Below are 13,087 nucleotides of genomic sequence, written 5' to 3'. Positions count from 1 at the left end.
GCGATCAACAATGCGAAGCACTTGGGCGGTGGTGGTGAGCCTGGCGACTGGCATCGAGGGTGACGTCGCCCGCATCGAGGCTGCTCTTAATACACCGACCCTGAAACTGCTGGACCGCAAGTCCGCGGTCGTCGCCATGCCTCTCTTCGCTGCCGTGTTCCCCGACGATGCGCAACCGATTCCGGTCGAGCAGTTCCACACCCGCATCGACGCCCTCCTCGATGAGCTGCGAGCAGTCGGGTACACGGTGCCCTCCGCGGGCGGCAAGGCCCTCGCCATGCAGTGGGTGCGTGAGCGGTGGCTGTACCGGGACCCGGGGCGCGGGCAGGAAACCTATCAGCTCACCGGCGACGCCAGGCAGGCCCTGGACTACGTGATCCGTGCGAGCCGATCCCAGCTCAACGTCTCCGTGTCGCGCATCGAAACCATGCGGCGGGTCATCTCGGATGCCGCACAGGCGGCCAATCCGGACCGCGAGGAGCGTAAGCGCAGGCTCGCCGAAGAGATTGCGATCCTGCAGGAAGAGTACGACCACCTGGCCGCCGGCGGAGAGCTGCGGGAATCCTCGGAAGCGGAGTTGTCCGAGCAGTTCTCCAACGTGCTCCGCGAGCTCGATGGCCTGCCGTCCGACTTCCGCCGGGTCGAGGAGGCCGTGCGGAAGATGCACCGGGGCATCACCAAGAGGTTCCGTGAGGAAGAACGACCCGTCGGGGAAGTGGTCGACGATTACCTTGCGCAGGCAAGCAGCCTGCTGACCGGTACTGCGGAGGGCAGGGCCTTTGCCGGCGCTCTGGAGCTCCTACGCAAACCTGACTGGCTGACAAGGCTGCGCTCCGATCTGGAAGCCATCCTGGCCCACCCTGGGGCAAGCCGTCTCCTTGCCGATGAACAGCGCCAGATGCGCACGGCGGTGGACATCATCCGCCGCGGCATCGCCGACGTCCTGGATCAGCGCCAGCGCCTCACCGCCACCCTCCGGGAACACATCGAGAACTACGACCACATCCGCAACCGCGAGCTCGACACGGTCCTGCGCGGAATCGACCGGGAAATGCGGACCTGGATGCAGTCGGCACGCGCCCGGGACCACGTCGGCGTCCAGTTGATCCCGCCGGGCCTGGACATAGCGGCGTTGCGGTTCAAGACCTACGATCCGGAGAGCCAGCGTCCGCCCGAACCGCTCGCGGACGTCTCTGACGAGGCGCCCGCGTCGCTGTCCCTGGAGGACATCCGTAGGCAGGGCGGCCCGTCACTGGACCAGCTGCGCCGCCGGATAGAGGGAAAATCCGCCAATGGTGAGCTTGAGTCCGCCGCGGCGCTGTTCAACTCGCTGCCCGGAGACCTTCGCCGCCCCGTCGAGATCCTCGGGCTCCTGCACCTTTTCACCGGACTCGGGGCCGTTGCCGATCCCAACCAGCGCGAGGCCGTGTACGCAGTGCGGCCCGACGGAAGCACGCGCACATTCCTGATGCCTGCCGCCACGATCCGGCCCGCCGGGGACACGCAGGACACCGATACCGAAGGAGCACGCCAATGACAGACGTCGCCGCGATCGACGAGGACTCCGTGGACCCTCTGGACTTTCTGTCGGATGAGCCCCCGGCCGGGGACGAGGACGGCACGGAGAGCTCGCTGTCCATGTTCGAGAGCGATGCCTCGATCCTGTTTCCTGACCAGCGCCGATGCCTTCATGCGCTCCTGAAGCATCGGTACCTCTCGGCGGAGCGTCACCCCGACCACTGGCAGGTTCTCCTGGCCAACGACGACGTGATCCGTGGCCGGCTCAACGAGCTGTTCTTCGAGCTCTTCATAGACCGGGACCACCAAATCGCGTTCAAACGTCAGGCAGTTTCGGAGACGGGCGATCCTCTTCCTTCACTGCTGCGGGACGTGTCCCACACGAAAGAGGAGACCATCATGATGGTCTACCTGCGGCAAAGGCTCTTCTCCCAGCGCCAGGAGGGTGAGGACGTCGTCTTTGTGGACCGTCAGACGCTGCTCGATGAGGTGGCCGACCAGCGCCCCGAGCATACGACCCACCGCGCCATGGACCAGAAACGCGCGCTGAAGGCGGTTGACGGGCTGGCCACGGCCGGCCTGCTCCTGAAGACCGCCGATCCCGACAGGTTCCGGATCTCTCCCATCATCGAGATCCTCATGCCGGTCGAGAAGCTGCGCACTCTGTGGACGTGGCTCATGGAGCAGAACGGCACCGCGCAGGACGGTGACGGCGCCGGCGACGGCTCCGATACCGACGACGAAGAAGACGATGAACCAGACCTGTTGACCGAGCTGGGGAAGGACAGCGCATGACCCTCGAACTGGAAATACCCGACCTGCAGGTAGCCGCGACGGAGCACGCCCAATGGCGGGTTGAGGCGCTCCAGCTGGTGAACTGGGGTGGCTTCCACGGCCGCACCGAGGTGCCGTTCTCGCCTGGCTCCACCCTGCTCTCAGGGGCGAGCGGCACCGGGAAGTCGACGGTCCTGGATGCCTACATCGCGCTGATGATGCCCTCCAACACGCCGTTCAACGGTGCGTCCAACGACGCTGGCGGCCGGGCACGGTCTGCGGAGCAGCGGAACCTGCTGACCTATCTCCGCGGCAAGATGGACACCAGCCGGGTGGACGGCTCGGACGAGATGCGCGATCAGGTGCTGCGCGGTGCGGGCATGACGCCGGTCTGGGGTGCTCTGGCCGCGACCTTTGTCAACGATCAGGGCCGGCGCTACACGGCGATGCGAATCTATTTCGTCAAGGCCGGCGGCTCCGTCAACGGCGACGTCACGACGACGTTCGCTGCATACGAGGGCTATTTCGACACGTCCAGGCTCGCGCCGCTGGCCGCCAGCCGCTTCGACAAGCGGGCACTGAAGGCAGCCGCGCCCGGGCTCACCACGTTTAACACCTTCTGGGAGTTCGAGGGGACCCTCCACACCCGACTCGGCATCGGCGGGGCCGACGGCGGCCGCAAGGCCATGCGGCTTCTCGCTCGGCTCCAGGCCGGGATGGAGGTCAAACGGGTGGACGGGCTGTACAAGACGATGGTGCTGGAGGAACCCGTCACGTACCAGGCCGCCGATCAGGCGCTTCTGCACTTCGCCAATCTGGAGGCGTCGTACTCGAAGATGGTGGATGAAGCCAACAAGGTCAAGGTCCTGCAGCGCCTGCCCACGCTCCAGACGGAGCTCGCGGACGCCGAAGCCAGGGAACTGATGATCCGCCACTTCGGGGCTGACGAGGAGGGACCCTCGTCGTTCCGCCTGTGGAAGCTCCGCACCGAACGTGGCCTTCTTGACGACGCGGTGCTGGCGAACCGCCGGGACCACGCCGCGGCCAGCCGCTCCTTCGCCCAGGCCAAGGCGGACGAAGCGGAGTACGGGGCACGCCTTGAGAGGATTGCCCGGGACAAGGCCGCCAACGGCGGTAATGCGATCGAGGAACGCCGCCAGAAGATCGCGGCCCTTGAGAGCAGCCGTGACGGGGTTTACCAGGCAAATCTCAAGTTCCAGCTGAAGACCGAGGCAATCAACCTCGTCGTGCCCGAGACCGCCGGGCAGTTCGCCGAGGCCCAGTCCGCGGCCGGCGACTTCCTGTCCGGTTACGAGCCCCGCGAACGTGATTTGGACGAGCAGGAAGGGCATGCCCGCGAGGACCTTGCCCCGCTCACGGCACGGCGGAAGGACCTCACGGAGGAGGCCGCGTCCCTCAAGGACAGGGCCGGAATGGTCCCGATGAGGTTGCACAACGCCCGGCTGCAGATGGCGGCGGCCGCGGGCCTCGATCCGATGCGTGATCTTCCGTTCGTCGCGGAGCTCATTGATGTCCTTCCGGGTGAGGAGACCTGGCGTAAGGCCATCGAAACGACCCTCGGCGGCCTGGCCCGCACTGTGCTGGTCGACCGCAACACCCGTGACCGGCTGTCTGAAGCCATCGACGGCGTCACGATCAGGCCGCGCATCAACTACCGGGCAGTGACCCTGGCCGAACACGAGGACTGGCGCGGAGACTCCGCCCTGGTCTCGGGCAAGCTTGCATTCCTGGACTCGCCGTTCTCGCGCTGGGTCCAGGACCGGGTAGCCGGCAGCGGCGTCGACCACCTGTGCGTGGCCGACGCTGCCGGACTCGCAGGCCCCGGATCCCGGGTGACCAGGTCCGGACAGACCCGCTCGGGTGACCACGGCGCCCACGGGGAATCAGGTGAGGGCAACATCATCGGGTTCTCCAATGAACGCCGGCTCAAGGACATCGCGGAGCTGCTGGCAGAGCTGGAGCCGGAGATCGCCAAGGCGAACGACCGAGTCCGGGACATAATGCAGCGCCGGGCCGACCTCAGGCGGCAGCGTGACGCCCACCTGTTCGTCCAGGACAGCAACTGGTCAGCCATCGACCACCTCGGGATCGACCGGGAGATCACGGAGCTGCAGGACGCCATCAGCAGGCTGCGGAGCACCAATGAGATCCTCGATGCCCTTGAAGCTGAGGACGAGCAGATCAGGCCCCTTCACGGGCAGGCGAACCGGGCCCGGGTCCTGGCAGAACGCGACATGGAGAAGCTGCAGTCCGACTGGAGCTCCCTTGTGACGCGGCAGGACACCGTGCAGGCTGCGGCTGACGACATTGTCGACCGGCAGACGGCAACGATTACCGAGGCCCAGCAGGCGTACCTGGATGAGCTGTTCACCAGCAACTGGGAGGCCACGAGCCTGAAGTCATTCGAGCCGAACATCACCGCCCTGCGCAGGCGGCTCAGGGAGGAATCCGAGGCTGCCCGGCGCAACGCAAAGAGCGCCACCAACGCGATGGTGAGCATGTTCGAGGCGTACAAGAGCAACTGGACCGAGAACAATCTGGGCACCACCGCCGACTCGGCGGACGGTTACCGCGAGATCCTCGACCGGATCCAGTCCGAGGGGCTCTACGAACGCCGCAACAAGTGGCGGCGCGAACTGGCTGCGTGGTCCAGCGATGACCTGCTGCGGCTCAACGACGCCTTCGACACCGCCCTGGCAGACATCGAAGACCGTCTCCTGCCGATCAACAGGATTCTGGAAACGCTGCCGTTCGGGAACAGGGGCGGTGTCCTTCAGATCACCCTCCGCCGGCTTCAGAGCGAAGACCTGGGCAGGTTCCGCCGCGGCCTGCGTGAGCTGTCTTCGGGACTGGCTCTGGAGCTCACCGAAGACCAGATCGAGGCGAGGTTCAAGAAATTGAGCGAGTTCATGGCCCGCATCCGCATCCCGGAGGGCCACACCAAATCCTCGACGTCCCAGCGCGATCGCTACCTCGATGTGCGCCAGCACGTCGTTATCGCCGCGGCCTGCCTCGACAAGGACACCCGCCGCGAGATCGCCACCTACGACTACCTGGGTGATAAGTCCGGCGGCGAAACCCAGGAACTGGTGGCCTTCGTCGTGGGGTCGGCACTGCGCTATCAGCTGGGGGACGAGACCCGCTCCCGGCCCGCGTTCGCACCGGTGTTTCTCGACGAGGGGTTCGTATTATCGGACAGCGAGTTCGCGGGCCGGTCCGTCCGGGCCTGGCAGAACCTGGGGTTCCAGCTCATTATCGGCGCCCCGCTGGACAAGGTGACGTCGCTTGAGCCGCACATGGACCTGCTCCTGACCGTCACCAAAAACGCGCGGGGCTACTCCTACGTCAGCGACCTCCCCGACGAGCAGGACACCCGGGACAGCGTATGAAAACACCGCAAGCCGTCACCGAAGACATCCGCCGCAGACTGAGCGGGAAGTGGCATGCCCACTTGGCCGGGGACGAGGCCGCGTTTCCCCATGCCTTTTCCCTGGGCCGGCCGGCAACATCGGAGCTTCGGGCCGACTACTCCGCTGTGCACGCGCGGACCATGCAGTGGCAGGACTGGGCAAAGGCGCACGAGGTCGTCCTCGACTACGAGAACCGCACAGCAAAGGGCGGGACAACGCAGTCGGTTCCCACCCACGCGCGGGTGGTATCCATCGACCATGCCGCGGCCCTCGCAGCCGGAGACTGGGCCGACAGGCTCGCCCGTGCCCGCCTGCGGCTCGGCGTCCTGCGTGATAAGTATCCGCACTTGGACGACGTCGGGAAGACGCTCCGTACCCTCGACGCATACGGGGAGGTCGATTTCGGGCTGCTCCTGTCTGTCGCTGACTGGTACCGGCGGGACCCGGCCCGCGCCAACCTTGGTGTCACCCCCCGTCAGGTCCCGATCCCGGGTGTCCACGCAAAGTGGCTACAGTCCCACCGCCGCGGCGTTCAAGCGCTCACCGGGATAGACGACCTCGGCCTGCTGCCAGGCCACCCGCCCCGGATCCACTTCACTTACCTCGACCCCGCGCACCTCGCCGCCGGCCGCCGCGTCCATGACTCGGCGACAGCCGGCGACAGCTACACGCCGGCCTATCTCCCGGAGGTCGTGGTCATCTCGGAGAACAAGGACACCGCAATCCACTTCCCGGCCCTGGCCGGCGGCATCTGCGTCGAGGGGGTCGGCAAGGGCGGGAAGACGCCGGCATCGTTCCCGTGGATCCGGGATGCCGCCGTGCTGGTCTACTGGGGTGACATGGACCGCGACGGCTATGAGATCCTCGATGGCTACCGTGCCGATTTCGGCCGCGACATCGACTCGATCCTCATGGGCCCGGATGCCTATGCGGTGTACGAGCCGTTCGGCACCGAACTGGACCAGACGGGCAGGATTCTCCAGCCAGGCACTCCGAGGCCCGCGGACAGGCTCCGCGAGGAGGAACGGGCCGTCTATCTGCGTCTTCTCGATCCGCAGCACACTGGCCACCGGCGCGTCGAGCAGGAACGGATCCCTCTCACCAAGGCACTTGAAGAAGTCGAGTTGGTCTGCCGGAGGATGGCCAGCCGCGACGATCAGTGACCCGCATGGGAACTCTTGGGCCGTAGCAGCGAAGAGGAAGAGTGAACCATGAGCAAACCGAAATGCCCGTCGCGGTCAGAGCCACAGCGACCAGGAAGCAACGTCGCTGGTTGAAGACCCGGTACCGCAGCGTACGCCATGACGTTAGATCCGCTGACGGGCGCGAGGAGTACGGAATCCACTTTGACGCCGTCCTCCAGGGCGCCTGGTAGCCGGCTGGAGGTCAGCACATGTTGCCGACCGGGCTTGCCCGCAAGAAGGTGCCGGACCATGGGTGGACTATCCCTTCGGCCGGCCACCGGAGCCAGCTGAACTCCGGGAGACGTGAAGCCCGAGTTCAGCGGACACCGGGTGTCGGTGCACGATCTGCGGGATGGCATGGGCCACGCGGATCCGCAGCCCACGCGGCGGTACGACCGGGCGAGGGATATCCTGCAGAAGTCCGCCGGCTACGACGTCACCCTGGCCCTGGGATAGGGACCGCCCACGCCTCCGGCACCAAGTAGCTCGGAGTCGTGAACGATATGACCTCGGAGGAAACGACTCCGCCGGCGGCCGAGACCGTGACCGCGATCTACCAACTCCCCGTTCCGATTTGGATCTCTTCCAAGACTTTGACCGGACCTATCCCTCCGGTGTGGGCCGGGTGCGGTTCGACGGCGTGATACCGCGGGGCAACGGCGCCGCGGGTGGCCTCCCTGTCGACGACGGCGTTGTCGTGCCGGCCTCCGTGGAGGGCAAGCCGGTCGAGTGGACAACAGGAACGCAGCCACGATCGCCAAGGAGTTCCAGTCGGCGACCACCCTACGCCGAAGTGTCGTCACCGCGGTGGGGGCCCCGAGGATGCTACCAGGTCGTGGCGGGGCGCCGACCAGCGGCCTGGAGAGTACATCCAAATCTGGTTCGATCAGGTGCGCAATTGGGTAGAGATCCAGAAGGGGCAGGACCCCGATCTGAAATCCTTCGCAATCTGCGCCAGCGGCGCTTCCCCTTGCGGGCCACATCAATAACATCCTGGCGGAACTCCGCCCGATACGGCGTGGGCATGGTCAACATCCTTCCGCGAGCACAAGCTCGCTAGGTCAAGGAGTCAACAAAACCGGGGGCAGTCCCGACACTCTGACCGCCTTGCCCACACGAACCAAGCGTCCATCTGCGTAGTCCTAATCTCTGATAATGCCTGACCCGCATTAGGATGAACCCGCAGTGTCACCGTGGAAAGGATGCTTTCCAATACACCACGAGAGGAGAGTCACTCACATCGGCATCCTGCTCGTCGCTAATTCGCTTCAGCGACCTGTAGTTTGCTGGGATCGCCCAGCGCGACACAGGACGCCTTAGCGCGCGTCAGTGCCACATAAAGCACACAGTGCTCGGGTTCCAACTTTTGAAGCCCACCCGCAAGGGTCTGCTCGTCCTTCTCCGACAAAACGACACCTACTCGTTGCCACTCTCGACCTTTGGCCTGGTGAACGGTCAGGCCGGGGATTAGATCGTCTCTTTGGAGCCGTCGACGCAAGGCTTCAACTTCGAGGTGTCGGATCGGTTCTCCTTGTCGGGGAAGTCGGGAAGGCCGCCGGTTCGCACCTAGGTCCAGGGCTGTGTCACGTAGGAGGTGGAGCACTTGAGCAGCACTAACGCCATTGAGCATTGCGTGTAGGACTGGTTCGAGGACTGTGGCTTGGATGGGGGCCAGCTCCGATGGGTCGATCCCGAGGATGACGCAGGCGGACTGCTTTCCGAACGAGTCACGCCCAAGTTTCCGGCGTGAGACTTCGTCCAAGAGGAGGTTCAGCATCCCGTCAGTTGCATTCCCGACCGAGCGGAAAGCAATGGGAAGAACGTTGTCACCGACATTCCACAGGTGTACCCACCTGCGGGCCAGGGCGACGTCCACGACGTCACTGGTGTGCCGGGGAATGGTCACCGGCGCGCTGGCCCGAAGCAACCGTGACAAGTCAGGCATTTGCTCACCTATAAACCGGAACGACTCGGGCTGCTCGTACTCATGAAATGGGAGGCTGTCGATCAGAGTCTGCACCTTATCCGGGGTTGCGCCGCGCCACTCATAAAGGGCCTGCCACGGGTCCCCAATGAGCGTGAGATGGGTGGAATCGGTTTCATTCGACCCCGCCGTCATTGCCATCCAGAGGTCGAGCTCATCGGCGTCGTAGATTTCGTCAATGATGATGTGCCTGAAGTTTGACGAAAACCAGCGTTGGATTGCGTCGACAACGCCATCGAGACGTATCGCCGAGCGCAATATCCAACGGACGTCTTCATGGCTAGCAAACCCCTCCATTAGAACGGCACGGTGGTCAGCCACCCCACCGATACCGTACTCCGGTGCGCTTAGCTGAAGCCCGTGGCTCACGACCTGTCCAGACTGGTCGCATCTAGCGATGCGTTTCCAGTTGGTCACGGAAAGGAATCGGAAGCCGCGCCTTCCACGGTATTCATCTAGTACCTCGACAACGGAGTGCCCTCCTGGCCAGCGAATAAGTCCCCGGTCGATCAGGTGGTGCAGGATGCGAACGTGCAGATCGTCGAAGGTCGTGACCATGTTCGGCAGTTGAATCGTGGGCTTCCCCCACCTCGCGGTGATGCGGGAGCTCAGTTCCGCGACGGCGGCCCTGTTGAAACTCAAGCCCAAAACCCCGCGTCGGTCTGAGGAGCGCTGGGAAGCGAGGTATCCAAACCGTTCCGCTGCCACGGTTGTCTTCCCGGACCCGGGTGCCGAAATGATGTTTATGAAGGGCCGTTCGGAGACGGCCGCGACCACCTGCCGATCGGTCAGTCGAAGTGCCATCAGATTTGGCCGCCAGGCCCGCTCTCGGCTCCGGACTCCTTTGTCATCTCACCGTCGCCGTCGCCGTCGCCTCCATCCTCTACCGCGACGTGACCAGCCCAGAGCCAGTCAAACAATTCAACGAGTTGCTCCGGCACCTGCACAGTGGACGCGGTCTCATCTACAAGGGCAGCGAGTTCAAATGCGAATTCCCCCTTCGCTTTTTTCCCCGAGGAAGTCAGGAATAGGTCATCAATACTCTTCGAGGTCAAAGCCCCTATCACGGACTGGCCGAGCGAGGCCAAGGCTTTCTCTATCAGAAGGTCGTTTCCGTCCACTAAAGTTGGCTCGAGGGTCGGGCGAGACCAAAACACTTTGAACCGAGTCGAGTCAGCGAAGCCACTTTGCCATGCCGTTGGGCTTGGTTCCGGCAGGGGGTCGTCGCGTTTGTCAGTATCCGACAGCACGGCGACTTGACTAGCAAGTTCCCACCCAGGATGCGCCAGGAGACGGACCGGCCATTCACCGACCTTATTGCCGATTGGCACGATGGATAGCGCATCAATAAAAGCGAATTTGGCCCCATCAAGGCTAGCCCACGCTCGTCCGAACGCACGGACAAGGGCTGCCTCGGTAATGCCCTCGACCAACACAACTCGGTCTGCGAAGAGTGCACCCGAGCGGCTAGCGTCCAAATGGAGTGCTGTCATCCTGGTGATCTTTTTCCGATCTGCTTCCTTCCACGGAATGTTTGCCAAGGTGCGGGTGACCACGCGGCCATATTCCCTACGTACTACTACCATTTCTTCGGGCTTGCACGCAGCGACAATTTCGCTCGCGTGGGTCGACACGATTACTTGCAGGTCGGGGCGCTCGACGGTCACCTTGCGGAGATAGCGGATGAGCCCGTGTTGAAGCTGCGGGTGGAGGTGTGCCTCAGGTTCCTCTATGAGGACGGTGGCGTGGAACAGCTGCGGGAAGAACGAATCAAGCTGGTCTTCCGCCTCCTCGCTTCGCATTTCGAGTTTCCGTCGAGCATCCTCAGCGTTATCTGCCGGAGCGGGCTGATTGATATCTCCTAGGGGTTGATTGACACCGACCGCACCATCGGCAGCGCCGGAACTGTCGGCCGGGGCGTTCTCAGAGGTCGTCTCCGGGGATATTGACGGGTCGGGAATGCCGGCGAGAGTGACTGCGATGTGCAGAAGGTTTACGTAGCCGAGGCTCGAAGCCTCGAGACGCTGCGCTTGGTTCGCTTCGTTTGTCGTCGCAAGCATGAGTTCCAAGACACGGGCTAGGTATCCGTCATCCACCTTCTGGGTTCCGATGAACGGGAAATGCTCCTTCACCCCAGTGGTCAGAGTCTTCATATTCTCTGCAATGCGCCCCTGAACGTCGACTAGTAGTTGATGGGTCGTAAGGGAACCAAGCAACGACTCCGCCTGCCGGCGAACGTCACTGAGAGTTCCAGTGGAAGGATTCCGCAGTTGCTCCGCTCGCAGGAGTTCCAATAAGACCCTGGTTTCGCGCCGGGATAGTTCATCCACCGGGTTCCGAAGCGCAGGCAGGTAGATTAGTCGAAGCTGTTCCAGTTCATCTGGGGCCAGGCCGACGGTCCGAGCCCTGACACGGCCAAGCGACCGCTCTAAGGATCTCATCCAAAACGGAGCACTGGTTCCGATCCTCTGGAGCGCCTGACCGAGCGCTCCCTCGGTACGGCCCGGTCCCTCGAATGCGTATTCCATGGCAATATTGCGCGGCGCAAGGCCCAGAACAGCTGCGTCGGGCGGTGCGAGCCGCGGAAACCGATCAGGGTGCGCCAAATAGATGGCGTCATTGATCGTGGTCTTCCCGGCGCCGTTCGATCCGACCAAAAGGCTGAATCGGCCCGGGAGGTCAAGAGTGATGGGGTGCGGTACGGCAGCGCGGAACCCCTCGATCGTAATTCGCTTCAGGTACAAGACACTCCTCGGGTGCACTAATACTGGGTGGGGTGGCCGCGAGTGTCCGCAGCGATACACCTAACCCTTTCCCAATTCATCCGGCCACGGCCGAAACGCAAAATGAGACACCCTCGGGGGCCAGTCCGCGGGCACAATGGCCTGGCCTAAGGCGTGAGCGATTGAACTGCTCTCTTATTGTAATGTCTCAAATTGAACGACTCTGTGAGAGCCGATTTCCTACGTAGCTATCCTAATGACCGAGGCGTTCATGACGGTGTCCCCGATAGTGATCTTTCCCGTGTCCATGTATTCTTGGGAGAACTTTGGATAGATTCCCGATAGTTCTTGTTCGATCTTCACCATCGTGAACGGGAATCCGAATGGATAACTACTTACGTGCTTCAGCTTTGGTAACTTCTTCGCCAGCTGGTCCCTGTCTTCAATAACGTCAAACTCGCACCGGAAGTAGTCACCGTTGGCGTACGATACGAACAACTTCCGCCCATTCGGAGGGCACTCGAATGAAGCAGCACCTTTTGGATCTACTGTCCAAAAGTTGTCCACCAAGGCGGCCCTCAGTGGTTCACCAGGCAATGATGGAATGCGGAAGTTAACCATTTTCTCACCGTTTTTGTTGGTGCGAAACCACAGGACCGGTTCAACCCCCCTTTTGTACGATGATGTCCTCTGGCGCATCCAAGAAGGCGTTGCCACCTACAACGGCAATCATCTCTTGCCGCATCCAATCGAAGCGGCCCGAAACGGATTTTCCCCGCCCCTTGCCTTCCTTTTTTAAAGTCCGCAGTTGATCATCGGTGTAGCTCCTATTATCCGCTTTGTCAGCGTGCTCGCGACAAAGGGCAATCATGCCCTCAGGACGGTGGTGTTTCTCCACACGCCATGGAGGGTCGAAATGATGCCAAGTCAGATATGGGCTTCCGCAGATGTCCCCGTCCTTGTCCGCGGGACAATGGTAACCGACTTCCTCTCTCAGAATATTGAGGACCATAGGCGGAACTGTTCGCGTGACCATGCGAGAGATCAAGCGTGTAGATGCCAAATCAGCAAGTTCGGATCGCAACTGATCTTTCTTGCCTGATGTGTCTTCGTGGATGGTGGCTCGGAATCTGCCGTCCGGGCGTCCAAGAACGTCGACGTCGGCGCTGTTCCCACACAGGACCGAGAGTAATCCAGCCGGGCCACCATCCTCGATCACCGCTTCAGGCGTGCGGTTGAGGATGGCTTGCAGGCCGTACTCGACGACGGTCGCATGCTTTTTGCTTGTGGATTGTCGTGGAAGGACTCCTTCGCCTTAGGGTGACTGTATCGGGCGCCACATCGAGGATTCGTTGGTCGCCACACCGAGTTGCTTGACAAAGTCCTGGCCCGATTAACCCTTTTCTTATGAACCAGTCGAGCGGTTATTTATGCGCAGACGACATGAAGGTGGGCTCACATCTTTTGTCAGCC

At 62.8% G+C, this 13,087-nt stretch carries 9 protein-coding genes and 1 pseudogene; 5 read left to right on the top strand and 5 right to left on the bottom strand.

Annotated features, from left to right (window positions below; translation table 11 throughout):
* Positions 1–10: 10 nt before the first annotated feature.
* From E1809_RS01810 to E1809_RS26515, 5 genes are all read left to right on the top strand, one after another.
* Entirely contained in the window at positions 11–1,537 is a 1,527-nt protein-coding gene (locus E1809_RS01810) for a DUF3375 family protein (RefSeq protein ID WP_133202542.1), read from the top strand.
* Positions 1,534–2,313, top strand: coding sequence for a DUF4194 domain-containing protein (locus tag E1809_RS01805; RefSeq protein ID WP_133202541.1), 780 nt, complete (start codon positions 1,534–1,536; stop codon positions 2,311–2,313). The genes E1809_RS01810 and E1809_RS01805 overlap by 4 nt, the downstream gene beginning before the upstream one ends.
* Positions 2,310–5,702, top strand: a complete 3,393-nt coding sequence (locus E1809_RS01800; protein WP_133202540.1) for an ATP-binding protein — start codon at positions 2,310–2,312, stop codon at positions 5,700–5,702. Before E1809_RS01805 ends, E1809_RS01800 begins: the two co-directional genes overlap by 4 nt.
* Positions 5,699–6,886, top strand: coding sequence for a Wadjet anti-phage system protein JetD domain-containing protein (locus E1809_RS01795; protein WP_133202539.1), 1,188 nt, complete (start codon positions 5,699–5,701; stop codon positions 6,884–6,886). The genes E1809_RS01800 and E1809_RS01795 overlap by 4 nt, the downstream gene beginning before the upstream one ends.
* A 324-nt stretch (positions 6,887–7,210) precedes the next feature.
* A complete protein-coding gene (locus E1809_RS26515; RefSeq protein WP_165962177.1) occupies positions 7,211–7,363 on the top strand; it encodes a hypothetical protein in 153 nt (50 codons plus the stop codon).
* Positions 7,364–8,165: 802 nt separating this feature from the next.
* Here E1809_RS26515 and E1809_RS01790 read toward each other — a convergent pair.
* The 5 genes and pseudogenes from E1809_RS01790 to E1809_RS26985 all read right to left on the bottom strand — a co-directional run bounded on the left by E1809_RS01790 (position 8,166) and on the right by E1809_RS26985 (position 12,626).
* A complete protein-coding gene (locus tag E1809_RS01790; RefSeq protein ID WP_133202538.1) occupies positions 8,166–9,695 on the bottom strand; it encodes a UvrD-helicase domain-containing protein in 1,530 nt (509 codons plus the stop codon).
* Positions 9,695–11,419, bottom strand: a complete 1,725-nt coding sequence (locus E1809_RS01785) for an ATP-dependent nuclease (protein WP_205754064.1) — start codon at positions 11,417–11,419, stop codon at positions 9,695–9,697. The genes E1809_RS01790 and E1809_RS01785 overlap by 1 nt, the downstream gene beginning before the upstream one ends.
* 63 nt (positions 11,420–11,482) lie before the next feature.
* Positions 11,483–11,653 (bottom strand): annotated as a pseudogene (locus tag E1809_RS27940) (AAA family ATPase); the annotation flags it as partial.
* Positions 11,654–11,854: 201 nt separating this feature from the next.
* Positions 11,855–12,235, bottom strand: a complete 381-nt coding sequence (locus E1809_RS01780; RefSeq protein WP_133202536.1) for a hypothetical protein — start codon at positions 12,233–12,235, stop codon at positions 11,855–11,857.
* 40 nt (positions 12,236–12,275) lie between these two features.
* Complete coding sequence (locus tag E1809_RS26985; RefSeq protein ID WP_133202535.1) at positions 12,276–12,626, bottom strand: hypothetical protein; 351 nt, start codon at positions 12,624–12,626, stop codon at positions 12,276–12,278.
* Between the last annotated feature and the right edge of the window lie 461 nt (positions 12,627–13,087).

Origin of the sequence: Arthrobacter terricola, assembly GCF_004354015.1 — a bacterium.
Classification (GTDB): domain Bacteria; phylum Actinomycetota; class Actinomycetes; order Actinomycetales; family Micrococcaceae; genus Arthrobacter; species Arthrobacter terricola.
Note: the sequence above shows the minus strand (reverse complement) of the source record. Positions and strands in the feature narration are given on the sequence as shown.

What these genes read in the sequence shown, in the direction of transcription:
- E1809_RS01795 (WP_133202539.1), top strand. Translation starts at nt 5,699, where the DNA reads ATGAAAACACCGCAAGCCGTCACCGAAGACATCCGCCGCAGACTGAGC.
- E1809_RS01810 (WP_133202542.1), top strand. Translation starts at nt 11, where the DNA reads ATGCGAAGCACTTGGGCGGTGGTGGTGAGCCTGGCGACTGGCATCGAG.
- E1809_RS01800 (WP_133202540.1), top strand. Translation starts at nt 2,310, where the DNA reads ATGACCCTCGAACTGGAAATACCCGACCTGCAGGTAGCCGCGACGGAG.
- E1809_RS26985 (WP_133202535.1), bottom strand. Translation starts at nt 12,626, where the DNA reads ATGGTCCTCAATATTCTGAGAGAGGAAGTCGGTTACCATTGTCCCGCG.
- E1809_RS01790 (WP_133202538.1), bottom strand. Translation starts at nt 9,695, where the DNA reads ATGGCACTTCGACTGACCGATCGGCAGGTGGTCGCGGCCGTCTCCGAA.
- E1809_RS01785 (WP_205754064.1), bottom strand. Translation starts at nt 11,419, where the DNA reads ATGGAATACGCATTCGAGGGACCGGGCCGTACCGAGGGAGCGCTCGGT.
- E1809_RS01805 (WP_133202541.1), top strand. Translation starts at nt 1,534, where the DNA reads ATGACAGACGTCGCCGCGATCGACGAGGACTCCGTGGACCCTCTGGAC.
- E1809_RS01780 (WP_133202536.1), bottom strand. Translation starts at nt 12,235, where the DNA reads ATGGTTAACTTCCGCATTCCATCATTGCCTGGTGAACCACTGAGGGCC.